This window comes from Novosphingobium endophyticum (genome assembly GCF_014640675.1).
Lineage (GTDB): Bacteria > Pseudomonadota > Alphaproteobacteria > Sphingomonadales > Sphingomonadaceae > Novosphingobium > Novosphingobium endophyticum.
Genome location: NZ_BMHK01000039.1, coordinates 1 through 24,558, shown reverse-complemented (window position 1 = coordinate 24,558; position 24,558 = coordinate 1). Strand labels below are relative to the sequence as shown.

19 protein-coding genes are annotated in these 24,558 nt (G+C 62.8%); 6 read left to right on the top strand and 13 right to left on the bottom strand.

Annotated elements, in window-relative coordinates; genetic code table 11:
* Positions 1 to 1,084, top strand: a 1,084-nt coding sequence (locus IEX32_RS18040; RefSeq protein WP_229736475.1) for a carboxylesterase family protein, incomplete at its 5' end; no start/stop codon positions are given.
* Between the two features lies 1 nt (position 1,085).
* Here the strand turns inward: IEX32_RS18040 and IEX32_RS18035 are convergent.
* The 5 genes from IEX32_RS18035 to IEX32_RS18015 form a co-directional block, all read right to left on the bottom strand.
* On the bottom strand, positions 1,086 to 1,814 hold the full coding sequence (locus IEX32_RS18035) for an IclR family transcriptional regulator (RefSeq protein ID WP_188772937.1): 729 nt from the start codon (positions 1,812 to 1,814) through the stop codon (positions 1,086 to 1,088).
* A gap of 190 nt (positions 1,815 to 2,004) precedes the next feature.
* Entirely contained in the window at positions 2,005 to 3,108 is a 1,104-nt protein-coding gene (gene tcuB / locus IEX32_RS18030; RefSeq protein WP_188772936.1) for a tricarballylate utilization 4Fe-4S protein TcuB, read from the bottom strand.
* Complete coding sequence (tcuA, locus tag IEX32_RS18025; protein WP_188772935.1) at positions 3,092 to 4,501, bottom strand: FAD-dependent tricarballylate dehydrogenase TcuA; 1,410 nt, start codon at positions 4,499 to 4,501, stop codon at positions 3,092 to 3,094. Before tcuA ends, tcuB begins: the two co-directional genes overlap by 17 nt.
* 43 nt (positions 4,502 to 4,544) lie before the next feature.
* Positions 4,545 to 5,435 (bottom strand): NAD(P)-dependent oxidoreductase, encoded by an 891-nt coding sequence (locus IEX32_RS18020; protein ID WP_188772934.1) that lies wholly within the window; start codon positions 5,433 to 5,435, stop codon positions 4,545 to 4,547.
* 126 nt (positions 5,436 to 5,561) lie between these two features.
* Positions 5,562 to 6,014, bottom strand: a complete 453-nt coding sequence (locus IEX32_RS18015) for a YaiI/YqxD family protein (RefSeq protein ID WP_188772933.1) — start codon at positions 6,012 to 6,014, stop codon at positions 5,562 to 5,564.
* Between the two features lie 321 nt (positions 6,015 to 6,335).
* Between IEX32_RS18015 and IEX32_RS18010 the strand changes: the two genes are divergently transcribed.
* Complete coding sequence (locus IEX32_RS18010; RefSeq protein WP_188772932.1) at positions 6,336 to 8,708, top strand: TonB-dependent receptor; 2,373 nt, start codon at positions 6,336 to 6,338, stop codon at positions 8,706 to 8,708.
* Positions 8,709 to 8,824: 116 nt separating this feature from the next.
* On the opposite strand, the gene IEX32_RS18005 is transcribed toward IEX32_RS18010, so the two are convergent.
* Positions 8,825 to 11,239: a TonB-dependent receptor gene (locus IEX32_RS18005; RefSeq protein WP_188772931.1), complete on the bottom strand. Its 2,415-nt coding sequence runs from the start codon at positions 11,237 to 11,239 to the stop codon at positions 8,825 to 8,827.
* A gap of 333 nt (positions 11,240 to 11,572) precedes the next feature.
* Between IEX32_RS18005 and IEX32_RS18000 the strand changes: the two genes are divergently transcribed.
* Complete coding sequence (locus tag IEX32_RS18000) at positions 11,573 to 12,733, top strand: LLM class flavin-dependent oxidoreductase (RefSeq protein WP_188772930.1); 1,161 nt, start codon at positions 11,573 to 11,575, stop codon at positions 12,731 to 12,733.
* Positions 12,734 to 12,763: 30 nt separating this feature from the next.
* The gene (locus tag IEX32_RS17995; RefSeq protein WP_188772929.1) at positions 12,764 to 14,053 is read left to right on the top strand and encodes a cytochrome P450; all 1,290 of its coding nucleotides are present in this window, start codon (positions 12,764 to 12,766) and stop codon (positions 14,051 to 14,053) included.
* A 60-nt stretch (positions 14,054 to 14,113) separates the two neighbouring features.
* On the opposite strand, the gene IEX32_RS20755 is transcribed toward IEX32_RS17995, so the two are convergent.
* Both IEX32_RS20755 and IEX32_RS20750 read right to left on the bottom strand, forming a co-directional pair.
* Entirely contained in the window at positions 14,114 to 15,697 is a 1,584-nt protein-coding gene (locus tag IEX32_RS20755) for an HAD-IC family P-type ATPase (RefSeq protein ID WP_229736474.1), read from the bottom strand.
* The gene (locus tag IEX32_RS20750) at positions 15,600 to 16,817 is read right to left on the bottom strand and encodes a cation-translocating P-type ATPase (protein WP_229736473.1); all 1,218 of its coding nucleotides are present in this window, start codon (positions 16,815 to 16,817) and stop codon (positions 15,600 to 15,602) included. Before IEX32_RS20750 ends, IEX32_RS20755 begins: the two co-directional genes overlap by 98 nt.
* Positions 16,818 to 16,982: 165 nt before the next feature.
* On the opposite strand from IEX32_RS20750, the gene ppsA reads away from it, so the two are divergent.
* Positions 16,983 to 19,376: a phosphoenolpyruvate synthase gene (gene ppsA / locus IEX32_RS17985; RefSeq protein WP_188772928.1), complete on the top strand. Its 2,394-nt coding sequence runs from the start codon at positions 16,983 to 16,985 to the stop codon at positions 19,374 to 19,376.
* A 100-nt stretch (positions 19,377 to 19,476) separates the two neighbouring features.
* On the opposite strand, the gene IEX32_RS17980 is transcribed toward ppsA, so the two are convergent.
* Positions 19,477 to 19,659, bottom strand: coding sequence for an NAD(P)-dependent oxidoreductase (locus IEX32_RS17980; RefSeq protein WP_268236763.1), 183 nt, complete (start codon positions 19,657 to 19,659; stop codon positions 19,477 to 19,479).
* Positions 19,660 to 19,972: 313 nt separating this feature from the next.
* On the opposite strand from IEX32_RS17980, the gene IEX32_RS17975 reads away from it, so the two are divergent.
* Positions 19,973 to 21,532: an MBL fold metallo-hydrolase RNA specificity domain-containing protein gene (locus tag IEX32_RS17975; protein WP_188772939.1), complete on the top strand. Its 1,560-nt coding sequence runs from the start codon at positions 19,973 to 19,975 to the stop codon at positions 21,530 to 21,532.
* Between the two features lie 355 nt (positions 21,533 to 21,887).
* On the opposite strand, the gene IEX32_RS17970 is transcribed toward IEX32_RS17975, so the two are convergent.
* From IEX32_RS17970 to IEX32_RS17955, 4 genes are all read right to left on the bottom strand, one after another.
* Complete coding sequence (locus IEX32_RS17970) at positions 21,888 to 22,364, bottom strand: hypothetical protein (RefSeq protein WP_188772927.1); 477 nt, start codon at positions 22,362 to 22,364, stop codon at positions 21,888 to 21,890.
* A 104-nt stretch (positions 22,365 to 22,468) separates the two neighbouring features.
* Positions 22,469 to 23,377 carry an NAD(P)-dependent oxidoreductase gene (locus IEX32_RS17965; protein ID WP_188772926.1) on the bottom strand — a complete coding sequence of 303 codons (909 nt, stop codon included), beginning with the start codon at positions 23,375 to 23,377 and terminating at the stop codon, positions 22,469 to 22,471.
* Complete coding sequence (locus IEX32_RS17960) at positions 23,374 to 24,306, bottom strand: NAD(P)-dependent oxidoreductase (protein WP_268236762.1); 933 nt, start codon at positions 24,304 to 24,306, stop codon at positions 23,374 to 23,376. Before IEX32_RS17960 ends, IEX32_RS17965 begins: the two co-directional genes overlap by 4 nt.
* A gap of 8 nt (positions 24,307 to 24,314) precedes the next feature.
* On the bottom strand, positions 24,315 to 24,558 hold a 244-nt coding region (locus IEX32_RS17955; RefSeq protein WP_188772925.1), incomplete at its 5' end, for an aldehyde dehydrogenase family protein.

Here is a 24,558-nt window from a genome sequence, read left to right as displayed (position 1 = left end):
CCTCCCGGGTGGCCGGGAATTAATCGGAATAGTGGCCGGCATCATCTCGGAATCCCGGCCGGGATCATTTCGGAATAGTGGCCGGGATCACCTCGGAATCCGCATCCAGCTCGCATCACCGCTTGCGAGGGGCCTGTTTCGTCAAGCCATCATCCAGAGCGGGCCGTGCCAGTACCAGTTTCCGTCCCTGGCCGATTCCCAGGAAGTGGGTCGCTCCACGGCGGAGCGCCTGGGTTGCACAGGCACGGACAAGGCCGTTGTGAGCTGCCTGCGCCGGATTCCCGTCACCACGATGCTGGCCAACATGGTCCCAGGAGCAGGCGGTCCGGGCAACGCACCTTCGGTGGGCGGCGGTGTCTTACCGTTGAACATTCGGGAAAGCGTGGCGTTCGGCAGGTCGAATCAGGTTCCGGTTCTTCAAGGGTCGAACAGGGACGAGGCGCTGTGGCACGTCGCTTCCAACTACGCTGATCCGGCCGCCGCGCTGACCGCCTCGGGGTATTCAGAGGCCTTGCGCCGTTCGTTCGGCTCGCGCGCCAGCGCCGTGGAGGCAGCCTATCCTCCGGACGCGTTCGCGTCACCTCTGGCTGCGCTGGCGCGAGTCCTGACAGATTCCAGCATCAACTATCGGATAGGCGCCTGCAACACTCTGCTCGCCCATCGCCTCCTGGCCCCTTCCCGCAAACTGTACGCCTATGAACTCGCGGATCCCCGGGCCCCTTTTCCCTTCGCGCCTTATGAGTTCGCGACCGGCGGCATCCGTGGGTCCGGCCATACCTCCGAGCTGGCCTATCTGTGGGACAGTCCCGCGCAGCTGACACCGGGCCAGCAGCGTCTGTCGCGAACGATGATCGTCTACTGGACCAACTTCGCTGCGAACGGTGATCCCAATGGACCCGGACTGCCAGAGTGGCGGCCGTTCGAACCGGGCGTCGAGCGCGTTCAAATCCTTTCACCAGATCAGGTGCGCGAATCCCGCACGTTCGAACAAGAGCACAAGTGCGATTTCTGGTCCCGGATGGGACTGAATACCCTATACAGCTTCGAGTATCGAGCCGACTATAAGGCCGTCAACATTCGGTAGCTTACGGGTGCGCCAGGTTCGGATAGCTTCCGCCCAAGGACCGGGTGACTTCGGCGGCAGCCGTCAGGAGGCGGGGTTGCCATTCGGAGATCATCTCCGGGGTGAACCGGTTGGCAGCGCCCGAAAGCGATATCGCTCCCCGCAAATTGCCCTCCGGGCCGAAGACCGGCGAAGCCATGCCTGCACAGCCCGCCTCCCGCTCACCTATCGAAAGCGCGAAGTATTGCGCTCGCAAAGCATCGTAGTCGGATCCATCTCTGCCGCTGAAGGCCATCAGGATTCTACCCGCCGCACCTCGCTCGAGAGGGAGGATGTCTCCTGAATTGATCCGGTCGAGCGTCGGATGGCTGGAGTCCACCCGAAACAGGCAAAGCCGATTGTGCGGCCCATGAAGCGTATGGAATGACGCACTTTCGCTTCCCTTGCGAACAAGCTCCTCAAGGACAGGCAGGACGTGCTGGCGCAAGGGATCCATACGTTCATAGGCGACCGCGAGCCTGAAGATCGCCGGACCAAGCGCATATCGGCCATCTCGCAGGCGCTGCACATATCCGGCTGCCTGAAGCGAACCAATGAGGCGAAGAATCGTGCTCTTGTACATCCCTGTTGTGCGTGAGATTTCCGCTAACGTGATCGGCTCATCACCCGCAGCGATAGCGTCCGCTATTGCTAGCGCACGGTCCACCGCTGCAACCCCTTGACCCAGCCCGGATCCGTTATCGTTAGTCATGGTCGCTGACTCTTTCACAACTGCAGGAAACACGGTCCATTCTCTATTTCGCCTGCTATTTCGATAAAGAGGAGGTTCGCCCTCAATCTTCGTGGCATTCCATGCTATGGAATAAGCATTCTGGGCAACGCAATTGCGCTGAGTGGCGTAGCGGGCCGTGGTCACCCGGTCAGTGACACCCTCCTCTCGATCAGGCACCTGCGGCCCGCATCTCCTGTGCATGGCGCACGAGCGCGGCGAAACGGTAGAGGCCATGCACGAAGCGGCCGTAAGGGAGCGTCAGGAACAGCGCGAAGACGACGCCGAGATGAGCCGCAAGCAACAGGCCCATCGCCGGGGTCGCGCGCAGCAGCAGCAGGGCAAGTCCGGTCAGCGCGGTCAAGAGCAGCATGAGCGTAAAGGCATCGTCAATACCCTGCTGGCTCAGGTCCTTCAGATCGGCACGGCGGCGGCGCCGTGCCGCAATCAGCCCGATCGGTCCGATTACCAGGCCGATACCGCCTGCGACACCGAGCAGAACGGGCAGGTCGTACCAGGGGTAGGGCGCCTCGCGTCCCAGAAGGTAGTGGTAGAGCGTCGCTACCGAAGTGGAGGCGAAGCACAGCAGGAAACCGTAGAACGTCAAGTGGTGGAACAGCCTGCGGCTGTCGCGCTGCTCAACCTCGTCATCCGCGCATCCCTCCCCACCGCCATCGAGGTAACGCAGACTGCCCGCGTCGCGGACCGCCTGCCACAGCGACCCCGCGCCCAGCGGCAGGGGATGGGTTTGATTGAGATCGCGCCAGAAAGTGCGGATGCCCATCGCCGCGGCGAAGACCGCGTAGACGAACACACCGCCGAACAGCGCCACCATCGCGTTGTGGGGCATCATGCGGTAGAACGCGCCGGGCCCATCGTCGGCGGCGAACAACTTAGCGGGGTCGTGCGCCGCGACGAACGCCGCGATAAAGGCAGCGACGCTCAACGCAGCGATCAACGCCACCGCCACGCCGTTGCGCCGGAACAGACCGGCGAACCTCGCGGGCCAGACGTAGGCCTCCCAGGATTCTCGCCGCACCCGCGCCATGGCGACCGGCACGTTGACCGCGAATTCGTGCGGCGGCGCGAACTGGCAGGCATCGTAACAAGCGCCGCAAGAGTGGCACAGGTTCGCGAGCAGGTTGAGATCACCCTCGGCGAACACGCGGCGCATCTCCATGGCGGGAAACACGGCGCACAGCCCCTCGCAATAGCGGCACGAGTTGCAGATCGTCATGAGGCGGTCCGCCTCGATCAGACTATCGCTCAAGCGCATGAGCAGCGGCCTCCTCACCTGCGATCTTACCGAACACGCTGCCGATGGTCATCCCGATCCCGGCCGCATAGCCGCGGCCGAGCACGTTGCCGGCCATGATCTCGCCGGCCGCGAACATGTTGGCGGCGCCCGAACCGTCAGCCATCCGCATCCGCGCGTCGCGATCCACGCGCACACCCAGATAGGTGAAGGTGATCCCGGGCCGCAGCGGGTAGGCATAGAAAGGCGCCGTATCGATCGGGCGGGCCCAATTGGTCTTGTCCACGGCGAGCCCCTTGGTGCGACAGCCGTCGTGCACAGCCGGATCGAACGCGCCCGGCCGGCAGGCGCGGTTGAAGGCCGTGACCGTTGCGCCGACCGCCGCGGGATCCAGCCCCAACTTCGCGCCCAGATCCGCGACGGTCGCAGCAGAGATTGGCGGATAGAGAGAGGGCATGAACAACGGCAGCGACCTGGCGTCGAACAGAACCCAGGCGATCTGGTCGGGCTGGTCGGCAACGAGCCGTCCCCAGATGGCGTAGCGTTTCGGCCAGAAATCCTCGCCCTCGTCATGGAACCGCTGCGCGTGCTTGTTTATGACGATGCCGAACACCACACAGTCCAACCGGGTGATGATGCCGCCATCGAACTTCGGCGCGCGTGCGTCGATGGCAACGGCGTGGCATTGCCGGGGGTCGCCAATCGACTGGACCCCCTTGTCGAGCAGCACCTTGATCAGGCCGCCACGATTATAGGGAGAGCCGCGAATTATGAAGTTGTCTGCCGTCGCGCCCCAGGCTTCCCTCAGCCACTCAAGGTTCGCCTCGAACCCGCCGCTGGCGGCGACGAGGCTCCGCGCCGTGATGTGGCCGACGCCATCCTGGCGTCGCACAGCAGCGCTCGTGAATGCGCCGTCCGTAACGGTCAGGTCTACGACTTCCGCATCGTACTCGACAGCGACGCCAAGCGACTCAGCCGTTCGGTAAAGGGCGTTCAGCATCGCGCGCCCGCCTCCGAGAAAGAAGCTGTTCGTCCGGCCCAGGCTCAGCGTGCCGCCGAGCGACGGCTGAAATCGCACGCCTTGCTGCTGAATCCAGTCAAGCATCGCCGCGGAGCGATCAATCATCATCCGCGAGAGTTCTGCGTCGGTCTTGCCTTGCGTGACTTCCAGCAGATCGTTCCAAAACTCCTGTTCGGAATAAGGACCGCTCAGCCACGCAGTCGCGCTGTCATGCGCGCAGCGCATGTTCCGCGTGTGCCGGGTGTTGCCGCCGCGATAGAATTTCGGTGCCGCCTCGATCACCCGCACGGAGGCGCCGGCGCGACGCGCTGAGATCGCCGCGCACAGCGCGGCGTTGCCGCCTCCCACGACAAGAACGTCCACGTCCACCGACTGCGCGAGCCCCGTGCTCATTGATCGGACCTGATGCGCGCAAGCCGACGTGATGCGCGTGCCATCATCCGCCCGACGCCACCACGCGCGAGATCACCGGCCAGTAGAGTTCCCCGTCTCCTCGCTCGATGGACTTGCGCAGCATGGCGCCGGCGACATGGGCGCCCTCCGCCTGAACGCCCACGGCCTCCGCGAGGCGCAAGGCGTAACCGAGATCCTTGTAGGCGTACGCAGCCGAGAACGCCCGCTCCGGGAATGTCTGGGGCAGCACCGCCTTCATGCCATGATTGCGCAACGCGAAGCTGTCGGCGGAGCCCTTGGCGAACGCGTCGAACAGCGTCGCACCGTCCACACCGGCGCGGTTCGCGATTGCCAGCGCTTCGGACAAGGCCACGACCGTCTCCATCATTACCATGTTGTTGAGGATCTTGACCACCTGCCCGCTGCCGACCGGTCCGCAATGGGTGAGGTCCGTGCCGCAGCAAGCCAACAGGGGGTTGATGGCAGCGTAGGTGCGCTCGTCAGCACCGACGGTGATTGAAAGCGAGCCCTGCTCCGCTGCCACCCGCGTTCGAGCGATGGGAGCGTCGGCAAAATGCACGCCCCGTTCAGCGGCTCGCTCAGCCAGGCGCCGCGTCAGGTCGACCGGGGTCGTGCTCATGTCAACGAGAATGTCCCCTGCGCTCATGCGGGCCAGGAGGCCATTCGCTCCTTCGCAGATTTCCGCAACGAGTTCCCCGCTCGGCAGGCTGAGGAAGATCACACCGCAGTGGTCGGCCAGTTCATTCGGATTAGCTGTCGCCAGAACCCCGTGCCCTGCCAGTCTCGCGAGCGGCTCCTCGCGCACGTCGAAGCCGCGGACGACCCGACCGCTCTTGCCGGCAAGATTCCTGCACATGGGCTCTCCCATCACGCCGAGGCCGATGAAGCCGATCTCGGCCAAGCGCTCTTCCATTACCCACCGCCTCAAAAAGTTCTGCCTAACAGAACGATAGTTCTTTTTTATAGCTCTAGCGCTGGCAATGCGCCATAACAAGGGAAATGATCGCTCCGCCCCGGCGGCGGTAACCGGCGATGGGCATCAAGGTCGCCGTCGCAGTCTTACCAGGGTCTCATCGAGGCGGGAGAGGTAACGCGAGCGGTCGGCATTGCTGAACGGGGCCGGTCCGCCCACGATATCGCCGCCGGCGCGCAGGTCGGCCATGATCGCCCTTGTCGCGATCGCGCCGCCTATCGACGACGCGGTGAAGGGCTTGCCGGTTGGCGCGATGACGGTCGCCCCGCGTTTCAGGCAACGATCCGCCAGAAGGATGTCCGCGGTGATGACAACAGTGCCGGGCTCGGCATGTTCAGCGATCCAGTCGTCCGCCGCGTCGAAAGCAGCGCTCACCACCTTGCGGGAAATGAGCGGATCACGCGGCACGCGGATCGGGCTGTTGCTTATGACGACAACCGGTACCTTGTAGCGGGCGGCAACCCGGTAGGTCTCATCCTTTACCGGACAGGCGTCGGCATCGATCAGTATCTGGATCATGACGAGCTCCGCTAATTTACGCCGCGATCTGCGCCAAATGTTCTGACGCTGAACATAAGCTGGGTATCTGGTTTTCGCCAACCGTCTGGACAAACCGCAGCGTCCGGGCACCTGGCAGAGCGAACATACGGCTATCCCGCTACCTCTCCTCACGTGCCCCTCCCGTGCGAGCGGGTTCGTCCATGCCGGCGGTTGTCCTGACACCGGCCTTCCCTTGCAGCCAAGTGCTAGTGCAGGGCAAGCCATGCTCCGCATCACTCCCCTGTAGTATCCTCCCCATTCGAGAAGCGCCAGAAACAGGCGCGAAACAGGGAGAGTGTCATGATCCGTTTTCACGCAGCAACGTCGCGTCTAGCGATTGGCGCCGCCTTGATGGCCGGGTTTTCCGGAACCACCAGCACGGCCTCGGCGCAAGAAACCAGCGCACAGGAAGGTTGGGGCAGCGGCACGCCGATCGTCGTTACCGCGCGCCGGCGCGAGGAAGACCTGAGCCGCGTGCCGATTGCCATCACTGCCATCGACAGCGAGGACCTGGTCGAGCGCGTGGTCATTTCCGATGCGGACCTGCAGCGCACGGTGCCGGGCCTGACCATCCGGCAGACGCAGGGCAACAATTCGCTGACCTATTCGCTGCGCGGCCAGAGCGCCGACATCTTTTCCGGCTCGCCAAGCGCGGTGATCACCTATCTCAACGAAGTGCCGATCCCTGTCTCGCAGGCTTCGAGCTTCTTCGACCTGCAATCGATTCAGGTGCTCAAAGGACCGCAGGGCACGCTGTTCGGCCGCAACGCCACGGGCGGCGCAGTGCTGTTCACCACAGCCAAGCCGACAGATGTCACGGAAGGTTATCTGCGTGGCCGCTATGGCAATTTCGACCGCATGGAGCTGGAAGGCGCGGTCAACGTGCCGTTGGGCGAAAATGGCGCCGTGCGGATCGCCGGGAACCTGACCTATCGCGACGGCTATATCGACAACCTGTTCACCGGAGACGAGCTGGGCCGGATCAATCGCGAAAACCTGCGCGTCAGTGTGCGGTTCAATGCGCTCGAAACCGTCGAGAACACCACGATGGTCCAGTATTCGAACAGCCACGGCACCAACACGGGCGCATCCTATACCTACAGCGTCTATGCGCCCGGCGAGACGAACAATGGCTTTGCGCTGACAAGTTCGGCGGGTTTCCTGTTCAGCCCGGCGGTCGATCTGCTGTTCGGTGCAGGCGCATGGGATGCCTATCTCGCCGCCCATCCGCAGGCCTATGCACCGGGCCTGCCTGCCTATGTCGACGAGCAGCACCGGCTTGGCCCCTACAAGACCAACCATCCGAGCGGCGCGCGCCATTTCGGTGACAGCTGGACTGTCACCAACATTACCGAGGTCGAGCTGGGCAGCAATCTGAAGCTGCGCAACATCCTCGGTTTCGTGGACAGCTACACCAATTCACAGCAGCCGCAGCTGGGTGCCCCCTTTATCACTATCCTGACCGAAAACCTCGCTACCGGCGTGGTCGGCAATCGGGAGGATTTGCGCAGCTGGTCGGAAGAAATCCAGTTGCAGGGCGAAGCCGCCGATGGCGCGCTGGAGTTCATCGTCGGCGCCTATTTCCAGCGTCAGAGGACAAACACGTTGTTCCCGCAAACCTATTTCGAACTGGCGCCGCTGTTGCCGTTCACTCCGGCAACCAACCATTTCCGCATCAAGAACCACACCGATGCGGTCTATGGACAGGCGAGTTACGAGATCGGCGGCGGTCTGACCGTCACTGCCGGTCTGCGTTACACATGGGAAAAGGTCTACGGCCTCCAGCTGGCGCAGTCGGACAATTTCGGCCCGCCCGAGCAGACCCGCCGCTACAGTGATCCGAGTTGGGAAGTGGGCCTCGAATATCTCGCAACGCCGGAATTGCTGGTCTACGCCAAGACCCGCGGCTCCTTCCGCAGTGGCGGTTATAACGGCACCCTCAGCCCGACCTTTGTGGCTTCTGTGGGCGCCAGCAACTTCTTCAACTCGGAAACTACCGAGGACGTGGAAGTCGGCCTCAAATACTCAGGCTCGTTGATGGGCCGCCCGGTGACCTTCAACATCGCGGCATTCCAGCAATGGTTGCATGACGTTCAGCGTGTCGAATTCCCTGATCCCGACGGCCCGGCCGGCCCGATCGCCTCGATCGCGATCACCACCAACGTCCCCGACGAGCGGGTGCGCGGGATCGAAGCGGAAGGCTCGATCTATCTCGCCGACTGGCTGCAGTTGGGCGGCCAACTGGCGCTGACCGATGCCGAGTACACCAACAATCAGGTCGTGCTGTTCGGCAATACCTTCGCATACGGCCCCGTCGGCGACACGCCCAAGGCATCCGGTACCGCCTGGGCCGAACTGGCTTTCCCGGCAGGAAATTCAATGGGCGAGATCAGCCTGCGCGGCGAACTGTATGCGCAGAGCGGCCAGTACTTCTCCAACGCAGCCGACAGCGTCGCCCCGCGCACGCGCCTGCCGGGTTACGAGCTGCTCAACGCCCGCCTGAGCTGGAACAATATCATGGACAGCAATTTCTCCGCTGCCCTGTTCGCCAACAACCTGCTCGACGAAGAGTATTTCGTCGGCGGGATGCAACTGGCCGTGGCGCTGGGCCACAATGCCGCTGTCGTCGGCGAACCGCGGATGTACGGGTTGGAACTCGGTTTCGAATTCTGAGGCTTGGGGAGGCGGCGGAGTTATTCCGCCGCCTCTTTGAGTGCCGGGTCGAGGCTCCAGCTCGGCACTTCGCCGATTTATGGGTCATCGGCATCACACCCCGGCACAGGCCGCTCTCAGAAACTCGTCGGACGCAACGTCAAGCGTAGAAAGACTTCGCGTCCCCGGTCCTGAATGCACGCCAGTTCGTCGACGCCGGCGGCATTGCGGGTGTCGGTGCCAAACGTCGGCGAAAGAAAGATCTGGCCGGTCGCCCCGCTGAATTGCGTGCAATTGCCCGCAGTGTACTTGTTGCCCAGATTGTTGCCGATCAGTGCCAGCTCCCAAGAATCGTTGGAAGCGGCGATGCTCAGGTTCGCGTTGAATTTGACGTGGCTCGGCTGATAGAAGTCGGACCGGTCACCGAGGTTCCTCAGGAACTTCGATGAATACTGCCCGCTCATGCCGAACGCCAGGTCAAGCGCTTCATTGACCGGCATCTCGTAGTCGAAACCGCCATTGATCGTCCAGTCTGCTGCCTTGGGAAGGCGGACGCCGGAAAGATCCTGTGCCTGGAAATTGCCTGTGTCCTCGTTGAAGAACAGGTTGCATCCGTCCTCGATGCGCTGGCCGCCCCAGCAGGGAGCATTGTCGAACTTGCCGAAACGCGCGTGGTTCCAGTTGACGGCAAGCCGGGTCGACAGGCCCGGGACGCCGGGCGGGTGGTAGGTGGCTTCGAAATCGACGCCGTAGACTTTGGACGAAGCCGCGTTGATCGTGCGGATCACGGGCAGGCCGTCCGCAGCCACTTCATTGGCCCCGACCTGGAGATCGTCGTACTTGTAGTAGTAGAACGCGGTGTTGACCGTCAGCGCCCGATCCGCAAGGCGCGCCTTAACGCCGACTTCGCCGCCGCGAACGCGCTCGTCGCCGAAGGAATTGTCGGCGCCTGCCGTGGGCGGGGCCGTCATAATGAACGAGCCGGACTTGTAACCCTGCTTGAGCGCGCCGAAGATCGTCAGGTCGTCGGTCGGCGTGTAGGTGATCGTCAGTTCAGGCGACCAGTTCTTCGAGCGCAGATCCGGATTGGCAATCGCGATCGGCGTCGGCGTCGCTGTAAGGCTGGTCATGCGCGAGGCGTCGTCGTGTCGCTTTTCATCGGTGTAACGCACGCCGGCGGCAATCTCGAGCGTTTCGACAGGCTTCCAGCGAAGTTGGCCGAACGCCGACCAGGCCTCGATGTCGACATCGTTGATGCCCGCCGTCAGCGTGGCGAAGGCAGGGTTGATAAAATAGGCGAGATTGCCGCCCACCCAGACGCGGTTACTGACGTTCGCGTCTTGATAGAAGCCGCCGAGCAGGAAGTTGACGGGGCTGTCCGCAAAGTCGGACTGGACGCGGATTTCCTGCGTGAAGTCGCGGCGCGTGAAATGGTTGTCGGCGATCAGCGAAGGGCCGGCAAAACCCGCGTTCACGCCGTTCAGCATGCCGTCGATAACCGTGTTGAAGTAGCCGGTCGTAGAGTTCACGCTGATCGACGGTGCGGCCTCGTAATTGATTTCCAGCGTGCCAAACTGGGCTTCATATTTCATGAAAGGCACGCCGCCGTTGCGCGCCTGCGGGAAGGCGGCGGGATCGACATCGACGATATAGAGGGTGCGATCCACCTTGCAGTCGTCGTTCGGGTTGATGAAAGGAATGCCCACCGGCGCACCATTTCCGTCGGGACAACTGCCGAAGGGAGAACCGCCGCCTGTCACGCGCTTTTCGGTCGCGTTGGCCTTGAGGCGAACCGTTACGCTGGGGTCAGGCTCCCAGACCACGGTGCCGCGCACGATGAACTCGTCGCCGCCGTTGTAGCGTGTGGTCGAAGGCGTGACCGCGCCGGTGCCGGGCAGTGCCGTCGCGAGATTCCTGAAGTATCCATCCTCATCCGAGTACATGCCGGCGAAGCGAAAGCCGACGGTGTCGCTGAGCGGCGTGGAGACGATGAGTTCGCCGCGCTTCTGCCTGGCTTCAAAGCCGTAGATCGCGCGCCCTTCGATCTCGAGTTCGTCGCCCGGATCGGCGGTGCGGATCGAGATGACCCCGCCTGGGCTGTTCTTGCCGAAGAACAGCGCCTGCGGCCCCTTGAGCACCTCCACTTGGGCCATGTCGAACATGCCCACTCCGTAAGTCGCGCCCTGGGTGAGTTGCAGGCCGTCGATGTTGAGCGAAACCGACTGGTCGACCCCGGCATCGAGCGAACTTGTGCCGACGCCGCGCAGTGAGATTTGCGTGCCTACGGTCAGAACGTTGTTGCCGATTTGCAGACCGGCGACCTGGTTGGCGATGCCGGTGACGTCGGTCACTTGCGCTTTCGACAGGGCTTCTTGCGAGAGCACGGTCTCGATCACGGGTACACGCAACACCGATTCCTGCCGTTTGCGGGCGGTGACGATGATGTCGCCCTTCTCAACCCTCGGCCCATCCGGTGCCTCCTGGGCATGGGAAGGTACTGCAACGGCCAAGGTGCTTGCCGAAGCAGCAAGCAGAAGTACGCACTTGCGCATGAAGCCAACTCCCCTCTTTCAGTCACTTCACCCAGGCGAGTTGCGCAGGTGGTGATCTCTTTCCCAGGGCGCCTCAATCGCGAGCGCCTCCAGGGCAGAGGTCTATCTTAAATTCGGGGGCCGGGTTGAACTGCGTGGGCAAGACGTCTTGACTGCAGGCGTTCCACCATCACTTGTTTGCGCCGAAGATCATGCCGGGCATCCCGTACAGAACAAGGCGCAGCAGCCATCGCGCCTATGCCAGAGGGATCACGCGCTATCCCGTCCGGAACGGTCCTGATTAGCAAGCGGATCTGTCGAAGACCGGGACGACGTTGGAGAGGAAGAATCACCATGTTGCCGCTGGAGCACGGGCTGTTCATCGCGCCCTATCACGACGTGACCGAGAGCCCGACAATTGCTATGCGCCGTGATCTCGAGATCGTCGAGTGGGTGGAGAAGCTGGGCTTCACCGAAGCCTGGTTCGGCGAGCACCATTCGACCGGGTGGGAAACGATCGCATCGCCCGAGCTGATGATCGCCGCTGCGGCCGAGCGGACACATCGCATCCGGCTGGGCACCGGGGTCGTGTCAATGCCCTATCACAACCCGCTGATGGTCGTAAACCGCATCCTCCAGCTCGATCACATGACGATGGGCCGCGTCATGTTCGGCATGGGCCCCGGCTTGCTGCCCACCGATGCCGACATGATCGGCGTCGACGTGAAGTCGCTGCGGGAGCGGCTCGTCGAAGTCGCCGAAATCATCGTTCCGCTGCTGCGCGGTGAAGAAGTGACGCACAAGACCTCGTGGTACACGCTGAACAAGGCGCGCACTCACCTGCTGCCCTATTCGAAGCCGTATCCCGAGATCGCGGTGGCAAGCGCGATCACGCCGTCGGGCGGAATGCTCGCGGGGAAGTACGGCTTTGGCATGCTCTGCGTCGCCGCGACCGAGAGCGCCGGCTTCGACGTGCTCGATGAGAACTGGAAGATCGCCAACCAGGTCGCCGCCGAGAACGGCGTGACGATGGATCACCGCAAGCTGCGCCTCGTCCTGCCGATGCATGTCGCCGCAAGCCGAGAGCAGGCACGCGGCGAGGTCGCAGAGGGTCTGGCGCGCTGGGTTACATATTTCGACCGCGTCGCGCCCGCCGGCATGCGCGGCATGAGCGGCGGAGATCCTGCCGAACTTCTTGTCAATTCGGGCCGCGCGGTTATCGGAACGCCCGACGATGCCATCGCCATGCTCGAGAAACTCCGGGCCAAACAGGGCGAATTCGGCGTCGTGCTGTTCCAGGCGCACAACTGGGCGGACTGGGAGGAGACCAAGAAGAGCTACGAACTCTACGCCCGCTTCGTCATGCCGCATTTCGCCGGAGCCAACAGCAACCGCCGGTCCTCCTACGCCGATCTCGAGAATGCCATCGATAAGCTGGAAGGCGGACGGCAAAAGGGTACGGAAGCCGCGTTCAGAGCCTGGGAGGAGAAAACCGGCCGCAGGGCGCCGAACTGACCGCGACCGGTCTATTCAAGGAGAGTACTGATGGCACAAGATGACGAACCAGTTGCAGCCGGGGAGGAGCAATCGAAAGAGCCCACTCCCATCTCCGAGATCGACCTCTACCACCTGGCATGGGAATCCCCCGAATTTTCGAAAGATCCCTTTACGCCGCTCGAAGCGGCTCGAGCGCAACACCCCTGGCTAGCCAGGGTCAATGGCGGATATGTCGTTCACGACCTCGCGGCCATTCGCGACCTGCTTGTCAAGGATGACAAGTTCCGCACCTCGTTCGACGGGATAGTCGATATCATGGATGCGCACGAGACGGCCTGGGGCCGCTTCGCCAAGGAACAGATGATTGCCTTGCCCGACAAGAAGCACGCGATCCTGCGCGCTGCTTTCGCTGCCAAGTTCACCCCACGCTTTGCCAACCAGCTGCGCCCGATCATGAGCGCGACGATGTCGACGTTGCTCGATGAATGGGTGCCGAAAGGCCGCATCGATTTCGAGGAATTCGCCTCCTACTATCCCGTCGCGGTGATGACGCGGATGATAGGCGCGTCGCTGGACGAAATCCCTGTCCTCCGTTCGGCGATGGAAACGCTGGGGCTTGCCTTCAGCCAGAACCGCGATCTTCTGCCGGAACTGGACGAAGCCATGGCCCAGTTCGACGAATTTTCCTTCAGGCTAATCGCGGACCGGCGTGCGAATCCGCGTGCGGATCAGGAACCGGACCTACTCGACCTGCTGATCAAGGCAGGCGAGAGCGATGACATTACCGAACGGCAGCAGGCGGACATGCTGATTTTCCTGTTCGTTGCCGGCTATGATACGTCGAAGAACGTCCTCGCCTACACGATGAACACGCTCCTGGGCTATCCGGAGGTCTACCGACGCTGCGCCGAAGACCTCAATTATTGCGGCAGGGTTATCGAGGAGGCGCTGCGCATGTTCACTCCGGCCTCCCCCTTCCGGGCAACGAAGGAAGACATTGTCTATCGCGGCGTCCTGATCCCGAAAGAGACGATGGTTTTCTTCACGACCAATGTCGCCGGCCGCATCTCTGCCGACATCGCGGATCCGCATTCCTTCGATCCGGAAAGACCGATTGATCCGAAGCTTCGCCACGTGGGCTTCGGCCTCGGCAAACATATGTGCCTTGGACAGCACATTGCGCGCGCTCAGCTTGCCGAGGGCCTGCATCTGATAGCCCAGCGGATTCGTAATCCCAGAGCTGCGGGCGAGCCCGGCTGGCGACCGTTTCCTGGAACCTGGGGCATTCAGGGTCTGCCGATCGAATTTGATCCCCCTGATCCGGTGCCGGCCGAGTGATCGGCGACGACCGGCGTCCGTAAGGAACAGAGATGGGGCGTTGACCCATTCGATTGTCCATCAGGCCTGCGCCGGGCTTGCGGGCCGACGCATCGCCAGGCGCATCTGCTTTTCGATCTCGATCAGGCTGAAGAATGCCCCACCCATCGCCACGATCAGGACGCCATCGAACAATGGCACGGACCGCGTTCCGAAGATCGTTTGCAAGGGCGGAAAATAGGTTACCGCGAACTGCGCGGCTGTGACGGTAAGCACTGAGAGCCAGACGATGGGCGTCCCGCGCACCGCGGCCAGCGTGAGCGAAGTGCCGTGGATGTTGCGGATGAAGAACAGGTGAAAGATCTCAAGAACCACCAGTGTGTTGACCGCCATCGTCTGGGCCAGCGCCACCGGATAGCCCTTGTCGATCGCATAGGCAAAAACACCGAAAACCGCGATCACGAAGAGGCTCGAAACCAGCAGGATATGCCAGATCAGTTCGCCGGTCAGCAGGGGAGCGTCGCGCGATCGGGGAGGACGCCGCATCGTGCCCTTCTCGCTCGGCTCGAACGCGAGAGCTATGCCCAGCGTGGTGGCGGTGATGAGGTTGATCCAGAGGATCTGCACCGCCGTAACCGGCAGAGTCATGCCCGCGAACAGCGCGACGATGATTGTCAACGCTTCGCCGGCGTTGGTCGGCAAGGTCCAGCTGATCACTTTCTTGATGTTGTCGTAGACCGTACGCCCTTCCCGCACAGCGGCCGCTATCGAGGCGAAATTGTCGTCGGCGAGAACGAGTTCTGAGGCTTCCTTGGCGGCTTCGCTGCCCTTGAGCCCCATTGCCGTCCCGGCGTCGGCGCGCTTGAGCGCGGGCGCATCGTTCACCCCGTCGCCGGTCATGGCGACGGTCAGCCCCCGCGCCTGCAATGCCGTCACCAGCCTGAGCTTATGCGCCGGAGACGTCCGGGCGAAGACATCGGCATCCACCGCGGCATCGGCCAGTTCCCCATCGGACATCTGTTCAATGTCCGCGCCGGTCAGCACCCGTTCGCTGTTGCGCAGACCGATCTGGGCGGCGATGGCCCGCGCCGTGACGCCGTGATCGCCGGTGATCATCTTTACCCTGATGCCCGCACTATGGCATTCGGCCACGGCTTCGACAGCTTCCGGGCGTGGGGGGTCGATCAGCCCGACCAGGCCGATCAGCGTGAGATATCCATCGATGTCGGACGTGTTCAGAACGGTGTGGTCCTGCCGCATCATGCGCAACGCCACCCCGATGACCCGCTGCCCATCGCTTGCCAGCGCTTCGATGCGTGCCTGCCAGTACGGCGGATCGAGCGGGGCGGCATCGCCGTCGCCCGTGCGCTGGTTGGCACACATCGTCAGCACCGCTTCAGGTGCACCCTTGACATGGACAAAGGCATGGCCCGCGTCATCATGGTGCAGCACCGCCATGTAGCGATAGGCGGCGTCGAAGGGGATTACATCGGCCCGTGTGATTTGGTCGAACGGCGCCGCGATCTTGCCGGCAAGCGCGAGCAGCGCGCCTTCCATCGGGTCGCCTTCAATGCGCCAATCCTCGCCGGACCGCACCAGAGCCGCATCGTTGCACAAGGCGGCGGCCGCGCGCGAATTCTTCGAGAACGGGATAGTGGGCGGCATCGGCGACCGCATCGCCCACTGTCACCTTGCCTTCAGGCGCATATCCGGCGCCTTCAACCGCGAACCGGCAATCGGCTGAAACCAGAGCCGTTACCACCATTTCATTGCGGGTAAGCGTCCCCGTCTTGTCGGTGCAGATCACGGATACCGAGCCCAGCGTCTCTATCGCCGGCAGGCGGCGCACGATAGCATTGCGGCGGGCCATCGCCTGCACCCCGACTGCGAGGGTGATCGTCAGCACCGCCGGCAGGCCTTCGGGTATGGCGGCGACGGCGAGGCCGACGACGATCATGAACATCTCGTCAAAGGGCAGGTGCCGAACGAAAGTCCCGAAGGCCAGCAGGCCGGCGCTGATCAAAAGGATGAAAAGGGTAAGCCAGCGGGCAAACACGTCCATCTGGCGCACCAGCGGGGTAGTCAGCCTTTCGACCTTCGCGAGCATTCCGCTGATATGGCCGATTTCGGTGCCCATGCCGGTCGCCACCACCACGCCCCGCGCGGTGCCGGCCGCCACCAGCGTGCCGCTGAAGAGCATTGAGCCGCGATCGCCCAGAGGCGCGTTTTCGGCAACGGGAGAGACATTCTTGTCTACCGGCACGGACTCGCCGGTCAGAATGGCTTCCTCCGCCTTGAGGCCGCGCGCTTCGATTACGCGCAGGTCAGCAGGCACGCGATCTCCGGCCTCGAGCAGCACGATGTCGCCCGGAACGATCTCGGCCGCATCGATGCTCCGGCGAGCGTCTTCGCGCAGCACCGCCGTATGCGGGGCAAGCATTCCCCGGATCGCGCCCATGGCGTCTTCCGCCCGCCCTTCCTGGATGAAGCCGATCAGCGCATTGGCCACCACGACGGCCAGGATGACGCCCGTGTCCACCCAATGGCCCAGCATCGCGGTGATGAACGCCGAAGCCAGCAGCACGTAGATGAGAATATTGTGGAAGTGCAGAAGGAACCGAACCAGGGCGCTCCGCCGCGGCGGCTCCGGGAGTCGGTTCGCTCCGTGTTCGACAAGCCTGCGGCTCGCCTCATCCGAAGTCAGCCCTCCGGGGCCGGTGCGGAGCGCATCGAGGGCATGGTCGACGGAGAACGCATGATAGGGCGGATCTGTCTGTCGATTCATCGCGATACGTTCTCGCTCCAATCTTGCCGCAGAATTCTGCCGCTTCAGCCCGGGGCACAGCATATGGGGCAAGCCAGTACTAACACTTACAGACCTGCGATGACGATCTGTCCTAGCTTCAGCATTCAGTGCATCCCGTTTGGCGTCAACTGAGGAGAGGGAGAAATGGCTTCCAGGCAATCCAACCCGTCCATTGTTTGGCTGGAGAAGCTGAGCATTGGGGACATACCATCGGTCGGAGGCAAGAACGCCTCGCTCGGCGAACTTGTCCGCCAGCTTGGCCGCGCAGGGGTGCGCGTACCCACCGGCTTCGCAACGACCGCGCAGGCTTTTCGCGACTTCGTGAAACTCAACGCTATCGAGCCCGCGATGCGGGAACATGTCGAGCTCTATCGTTCCGGGCAGAAAAACCTTCAGGATGCGGGGCACGCAATTCGCGAATTGATGCTCGCCAGCGAGCTGCCTGAAGGCTTTGCCGATCAGATCCGCCATGCCTATGCCGAGCTCGCCGAGAGGGCGGGTGCGCGCGATCCGGCCGTCGCCGTGCGCAGCAGCGCGACGGCCGAGGATCTTCCCGACGCGAGTTTCGCCGGACAGCACGAAACTTTTCTCAACATTCGGGGCGAACAGGCCCTGCTCGACGCCTGCCTGCGCTGCTTTGCTTCACTGTTCACCGATCGCGCCATTAGCTATCGCGAAACGAAGGGCTTCGACCATTTCTCGGTAGCGCTTTCAGTGGGCGTGCAACAGATGGTCCGGTCGGACATGGCCGGCTCAGGCGTGATGTTCACCATCGACACGGAATCCGGATTTCCCGGCATCGCGACGATCAGCGCGGCATGGGGCCTGGGAGAAACCATCGTTCAGGGGGCCGTCAATCCTGACCGCTATGTCGTGTTCAAGCCGCTGCTGGAAACTCCCGGCGCGCGCCCGATCATCGAGAAGACGCTGGGCGATAAGGCGATCCGAATGGTCTACGCCGAGGAAGGCGGTATGCAGACGCGGATCGTTGCTTCCACTCCGGCCGAGCGCCAGTCGTTCGTTCTGGACGATGAAGAGATACTCGAACTCGGCCGCTGGGCGGTGGCCGTGGAGGACCACTATGGCCGGCCGATGGACCTGGAATGGGCCAAGGATGGCAGCAACGGACTTCTCTACCTCGTTCAGGCCCGGCCCGAGACCATCCACGGAGGCCTCGGACAGGCGAGCTTCCGCCGATACATCCTCAAGACCGATGCCAGGCCGATATTGTCCGGAGTGGCCATTGGCAGCGCTGCTGGCAGCGGCAAGGTCTGCCTCATTCGCCACGCATCGGACATCGCCCGCTTTCCCGATGGCGCTATCCTGGTCACCGGGAATACCGATCCCGACTGGGTCCCGATCATGAAGCGGGCGACCGGCATCGTCACCGATCGGGGCGGCAGCACCAGTCACGCTGCCATCGTCAGCCGCGAACTTGGCGTTCCAGCCATCGTTGGCACTGGGACCGCGACATCCCTGTTGCGAGATGGCCAGGAGATAACGCTTTCCTGCGCGAGCGGCGACAAGGGGTTGATCTTTGAAGGCCTGCTCGATTTCGACGTGGAGGACGTCGACCTTTCTGCGATCCCCGAAACCCGCACCGAAGTCATGCTCAACATTGCCGACCCGTCGGCGGCATTCCAGTGGTGGCGGTTGCCCGCAAAGGGCGTGGGCCTTGCCCGGATGGAATTCATCATCAACAACCTGATCAAGGTGCATCCGATGGCGCTGCTGCATCCGGAACAAGTTGCCAGTGCCGACAATCGCCATATTCGGGAACTGGTCCAGGGACACGCAAACCCCGCCGATTATTTCGTCGATATGCTTGCGCGCGGCATTGGCCGCCTGGCCGCACCATTCTTTCCCCATCCGGTGACCGTCCGCCTCAGCGATTTCAAGACCAATGAATATGCGCATCTGATCGGCGGCGATGCCTTCGAGCCAAAGGAAGAGAACCCGATGCTCGGCTTCCGCGGCGCCTCGCGCTACTACGATGAGCGATACCGCGAGGGTTTCGCGCTGGAATGCCGGGCCCTGCGCAAGGTTCGCGAGGAGATGGGCTTTGCCAACGTCATCGTGATGGTGCCGTTCTGCCGGACACCTGCCGAGGCCGACCGCGTGCTTGCCGTCATGGCGGAGAATGGCCTGCGCCGGGGCGTGAACGGGCTGCAAATCTACATGATGTGCGAAATACCCTCCAACATCATACTGGCGGATCAATTCGCAAAGCGGTTCGATGGCTTCTCGATAGGGTCCAACGACCTCACCCAGTTGCTGCTCGGAGTCGATCGCGATTCGGAACTGCTCGCCTCAATGTTCGACGAACGGGATGAGGCCGTGAAGCTCGCGATCGCCGAAGCAATCCGCAAGGCGCACGCCGCCGGCATCAAGATCGGCATCTGCGGCCAGGCGCCCAGCAACTATCCCGATTTTGCCGAATTTCTGGTGCGCGAAGGGATCGATTCGATCTCGCTCAATCCCGACAGCTTCGTGAAGACCTGTTCCGTCATAGCTGCTGCGGAAGTTTCTGCCCCATGATGAATTACCAGACCGCCGCCGGCCAGGTCGGCCCAAGACCTGCTGCCGCAGCTTTTGCCAGCGTGTCGATCATGCCGCTGTGAACCCTCTCTGCCATTCGTCAGGTCAGCATTTCCATCGCCAGCAGTTCCTCCAATCCGACATAAGAACCGCCCAGTTCCGTAAACTCCGGGACTGGGTCGGGGTCAACGCCCAGTAAATGGCAGTCGAAGCCACGCATTATCCGCGCCACGCATATCCCGATTTTTCCTGTGCCTACGATGCAGACTCTGCGCCCTGACAGGCTAAACCCGAGCAGTCATCCCCGACGCTGCGAGCGAGCGCGGCCTTGGGGGCCGGCCCGGACGTGTCCATGTCCATGAGAGAGAAGAGACGGGCCAGGAATATTGTTTCATGCCTCCGGGGCCGTCAGCGTCGCGATAGCCATATTTGCACTCCTCGGACTGGCAATGAGCGTCCCGTTCAGTCACAACATTAGCAATAGTTCGGCGATCAAGGCGAACAGTTACAAGTGATTCCGCACGAGAGGGAATGATGTGACAGCGCATGCAACCATTACCTTCCATGGAGCAGCAGGCACGGTCACCGGCTCGTGCATGGAAGTTCGCGTTGGCGGGCACGGTATCCTTATCGATTGCGGGCTCTTTCAGGGAACTCGTACGATCGAGACGCTCAATCGCGAGCCGTTCACCTTTGATGTCGGCACGCTTTCTGCGGTCATCCTGACCCATGCCCATATCGACCATAGCGGCCTCCTGCCCAAGCTTGTAGCCGCGGGCTACTCAGGGCCGATCTTCTGCACTTCGGCGACCCGCGACCTTCTATACCACATGCTTCCGGACGCGGGCCGCATTCAGGAGAATGAAGCGGAACGACGAAATCGCCGGGCGGATCGGGCTGACGAAACCGCGATCGAACCCATCTACACCGAAGCCGATGCCCTGGCGACCTTCGAGCAAGCCCATGCAATCGGTCTAAGGCAGTGGTTCGAACCGGCCCCTGGCTTCAAGGCGCGATTGTGGAATGCCGGCCACATTCTCGGATCGACATCGGTCGAACTGGAAGTGGCCGGCATCCGAATGCTTTTTTCCGGCGATCTGGGCCCGGATTACAAGGCATTCCACCCTGATCCGCAGGCTCCCTCGGGATTCGATCATGTCATTTGCGAAAGCACCTATGGCGACAGGGTCCGCGAAGACATCACGATCGAGCAGCGGCGCACATTGCTCGAAGCAGAGATCAACGCCGCGCTGACGCGAGGCGGCAACCTCCTCATTCCGGTGTTCGCGCTTGAAAGGACCCAGGAACTGCTGCTGGACATTGCCAGCCTCATCAACAGCGGACGCCTGCCTCATCCCCGCGTATTCATCGATTCCCCTCTCGCGAGCCGGGCCACGGAGGTTTTCGCGAAGCACGCACATGATCTTGAGGACATGGATAGCGGAGAGGTCTTCGGGCATCCCTCCTTTCACTATGTGGCCAGCGCCGCCGAATCGATGCGGCTGAACCAGATGTCCGGCGCCATCATCATGGCGGCATCAGGCATGTGCGAGGCCGGAAGAATCCGGCACCATCTGCGGCATAATCTCGGCCGGCGCCAGTCCACGATCCTCTTCGTGGGATTCCAGGCTGCAGGGTCATTGGGGCGAACCATCCTCGACGGGGCGAACCGGGTCCGCATTTCCGGCCATGACGTCGCCGTGAGGGCGCAGGTCCGCCGTATCGACAGCTATTCGGCACATGCTGATCAGGAGGATCTGTTGCGCTGGATCAATGCTCGAAAACCGATCGAAGGCAGCCTTTTCCTGACGCATGGGGAATCCGGCTCGACCGAGGCGCTGCGGCGACTGACACAGGCTGCCGATCTGGCGCAATCGATCATCCTGCCCCGGATCGGTGAGTGCTATGCGCTGCCGAAAGGAGCCCCCGCCCGTCGAATCAAGACTGGCCGTATCGACGTGCAGGAGGCGGTAACCCGGGATTGGCAGAACGACTATGCCGATTTCGCCACACGACTGAAGCGCGAGTTGGGTGAGATCCAAAGCGCGTCAGCGCGGCGCGAGGCACTGGCGAGAATGTCCGCGGTACTCCAGTCCTTCCGTGAACGCCGGACCGCGCGCGATTCGCAGCCCCGCAGGAAAGCGGACCGAAAATGATCGGCGCCGGGCCACGCCGCGAATGTGCGCCTGTTCGCGCGGCTTGCGAACGCTGCCGCTCTGGCAGCAGCGGCAGTACAGGCGGTTTTTGCTTGGTGCCGCGGCAGGTTGTCGAAATCCTGGTAAAAGAAGGCGCAGCCTGTTCTCTCCAACGGCGAGGCCGCCGCCGGCAGTCACCACGCCAGCGAAACGTCGGATTGTCCGCCATCGCGATTTGCAGCTGATTGCCGTTCAGCGTCATCACCGTGTTCGAGCCTGCCGTCACGTTCAGGGTGCCCCTCATAACGTGCGACAGCGCGATTGGCGCGGGCACCACCTTCACGCTTTCCTTGCCGCTCGCGGCCGAGTCCGACCTCTAGTCCGAACCCTGCTCCGACGCAGGAAGGATCGCCTGAACTAGAGGCGCCCAAATGTCTCCCTTGGGCCGCGAACGGCCGCTGGCCGAGGCACGGTAGAGTTCGCGCCCGTCGGCAACAGCGGCAATGCTGATGCCAAGCGTGGCGACAGGCCGCGTCCTGTGATGAAAATCGGGCCGCCGCAGCCACTGCGCGTCCGCGTCATCCGGGACAAGCAGCCCCGTGCCGGCGGGCCGTTCGGCATGGCTCACCTGGACGATGTAGTCCGGTGTTTCAGACCGGGTCAGCCCATGCTGCGCCAGAATTTCCGAAACCGACCGGCCGACATTGCCCTGCGCGCCCTCGACGATGGCATAAGTGCCATTCGCGGGCACGGTCCCGCTCGATACGACGTCGATTTGAGGACCGGACGAGCAGCCGGCGAGGACGGGAGCGACAAGCGCGGCGATCGCCGCGCCGCTATAAATCATACGCATGGGATGATCCCTACACTCGAATGCGGCGGGGAAAAAGCCGGGCCGCACGGTGCTCTACGCCGCCGCACCGGCTGCTCCTCGCCAAGCTCAGGGCCCGAACCGGATCAGTCTTGGGCCATGGATATCCCTAGCCACTTCTCCCAGAGCGTGCCGATCGACGCATAGTCGAGCGCTTCCAGCCCTTCACGGATGCCGAGTTCGTAGACGGTATGCGCCGCGGAGGTCGCGAACAACGGAACGCCAAGCTGACGCGCGGTGTCGAGGATGAGCCCGGAGTCCTTGCGCGCATTGGCGGTCGACATGCCTCCCGTGAAATCGCGATCGCGCAGCCGTTCTCCGAAGCGATGGGTCAGTGGACGCATGAGCCCCGATTCCCGTGCGAGCAGCCGCCGCAGCGTTGCCAGGGGGATGTCCTGCGCCGCAGCGAGCGCGCCAGCCTCCATCAGCGTTACGTAAACCACATGCGCCACCGAATTCACGATCAGTTTGGTACGCATTCCATTGCCGGGTGCGCCGAGAAAGAAAATCTCCGCGGCGACGCTGCCGAACACGGTGCCGACAATGCCGGCATCCGATTCGGTTGCTCCGGCCAGGAAGACGCCCTGCCCTTCCGACAGCTTGTGAACGCCGCCGACGAGTGGGACATCGACCACTTTTGCGCCCGTCGACGCCAGAAAGGCCTGCAGAGCTTCGTAGTCGTCGACCCCCACGGTGCTGCTCTCGACGACCGTGGTGCCTTGTCCGATGACCGGGCGCACCTCCGCGGCGACTGAACGGGACGCTTCGGGTGTCGGAAGCGACAGGATCACCAGATCAACCTGACCGGCAAGATCGGCGGCGCTCGCCGTAGGGATTGGCGGGTGCTTGCACAGGGGAAGCACGTCGCCCAGCCGCTCCGGATCGCGATCGTAGACGCGGACGCTGTAGTGGGCGCTCAACGCCTGCAGCAGCGCGCCGCCGGCGTTGCCGAGGCCAATCAGCCCTATGGCAGGGTGTGCTGCGTCGTCGGTCATGACTGCATCTGCTGAGCGCGCTGTGCGATCACTTCGATTACCGCAGTAAAGTACCGACCGGAGTAACCCGCTGCGATCGTCTCTTTGTAGTAGTCGAGCGCCAGCTCCATCGAACGTAGCGGAGAACCATTCTCCGCGGCCAAGTCTAGGAGGTAGGTGAGGTCCTTCACCTTGTATTCCGGCGGGAACGACCTTTCCGGGAAGTCGCGCGGCAACATCGAGTTGACCGCATGGTGACGCAGCGCGTAGCTGTCACCCGAGCCCTTGGAGACAGCATCGATCATCACCTTGGGATCGACACCAACCTTCTCGGCCAGCACCATCGCTTCGGCGATCGCGATAACGCTGGCATCGAGCAGGGCATTGTTTACCAGCTTCAGAAACTGGCCGGCGCCGACGTTGCCCCCGTGGACGATATCCGATCCCATCAAGCGCAGGACCGGCTCGATAGCCGCGAACGTTTCGGACGACCCGCCGACCATGATGCTGAGCTCCCCGCGCTGGGCCGCCTCGCGGGTCCGGGCGACCGGCGCGTCCGCAAACGCGATGTTGTGAGCCTCCAGAGCGGCCGCGACCTTGCGCGCCGTCGCGACGGAGGTGGTGCTGAGGTCAACGACGGTCGAAGGCTTGTCGATCTGGTCCACCAATCCGCCTGGCCCGAGGCAGACACTTTCCACCTGCTGCCCGCCGGGGAGCGATAGGAATACGACGTCGGCCTGCTCCCAAATCTGCTCGACATTCCGAACGATCTCGGCATCGGTGCCGGCAAGAACCTCGCCAGCTTGAGGCGACAGGTCGAATGCCACAACCTTGCCTGCGTGGCCGGTCGCGATGTTGCGGCACATTGCACCACCCATGACACCAAGGCCAATGAACCCAATCGTAGTCACCTGAATTTCCTTCGGAATAATCGAGTGTCGCCGGCTCAATGGCAACGTCAGAACTTCATCGAGAACGGATCGCGGCGGTCTCCCGAGAAATCGATGAACACGGTCTTGGTCTGGGTGAACTCCAGGATTCCGGCTTCGCCGCGCACCCGGCCGTAGCCTGAATCCTTCATGCCGCCGAAGGGGGCTTGCGGCGCGGCGACGCGGTAGGTGTTGACCCAGACGACACCGCTCTGGATCGCGCGCGTCATGCGCATGCAGCGCGAGATGCTTTCCGACCACACACCGCTGGCG

Excerpts from the sequence above, each read along its gene's own strand:
- IEX32_RS20750 (WP_229736473.1), bottom strand. The coding sequence starts at position 16,817 with ATGAATCGACAGACAGATCCGCCCTATCATGCGTTCTCCGTCGACCAT.
- IEX32_RS18035 (WP_188772937.1), bottom strand. The coding sequence starts at position 1,814 with ATGACTAACGATAACGGATCCGGGCTGGGTCAAGGGGTTGCAGCGGTG.
- IEX32_RS18005 (WP_188772931.1), bottom strand. The coding sequence starts at position 11,239 with ATGCGCAAGTGCGTACTTCTGCTTGCTGCTTCGGCAAGCACCTTGGCC.
- IEX32_RS20755 (WP_229736474.1), bottom strand. The coding sequence starts at position 15,697 with ATGCCGCCCACTATCCCGTTCTCGAAGAATTCGCGCGCGGCCGCCGCC.
- IEX32_RS17975 (WP_188772939.1), top strand. The coding sequence starts at position 19,973 with ATGGAAGTTCGCGTTGGCGGGCACGGTATCCTTATCGATTGCGGGCTC.
- IEX32_RS17965 (WP_188772926.1), bottom strand. The coding sequence starts at position 23,377 with ATGACCGACGACGCAGCACACCCTGCCATAGGGCTGATTGGCCTCGGC.
- IEX32_RS17995 (WP_188772929.1), top strand. The coding sequence starts at position 12,764 with ATGGCACAAGATGACGAACCAGTTGCAGCCGGGGAGGAGCAATCGAAA.
- IEX32_RS18015 (WP_188772933.1), bottom strand. The coding sequence starts at position 6,014 with ATGATCCAGATACTGATCGATGCCGACGCCTGTCCGGTAAAGGATGAG.
- ppsA (WP_188772928.1), top strand. The coding sequence starts at position 16,983 with ATGGCTTCCAGGCAATCCAACCCGTCCATTGTTTGGCTGGAGAAGCTG.
- IEX32_RS18000 (WP_188772930.1), top strand. The coding sequence starts at position 11,573 with ATGTTGCCGCTGGAGCACGGGCTGTTCATCGCGCCCTATCACGACGTG.
- IEX32_RS17970 (WP_188772927.1), bottom strand. The coding sequence starts at position 22,364 with ATGCGTATGATTTATAGCGGCGCGGCGATCGCCGCGCTTGTCGCTCCC.
- IEX32_RS18010 (WP_188772932.1), top strand. The coding sequence starts at position 6,336 with ATGATCCGTTTTCACGCAGCAACGTCGCGTCTAGCGATTGGCGCCGCC.
- tcuA (WP_188772935.1), bottom strand. The coding sequence starts at position 4,501 with ATGAGCACGGGGCTCGCGCAGTCGGTGGACGTGGACGTTCTTGTCGTG.
- tcuB (WP_188772936.1), bottom strand. The coding sequence starts at position 3,108 with ATGCGCTTGAGCGATAGTCTGATCGAGGCGGACCGCCTCATGACGATC.
- IEX32_RS18020 (WP_188772934.1), bottom strand. The coding sequence starts at position 5,435 with ATGGAAGAGCGCTTGGCCGAGATCGGCTTCATCGGCCTCGGCGTGATG.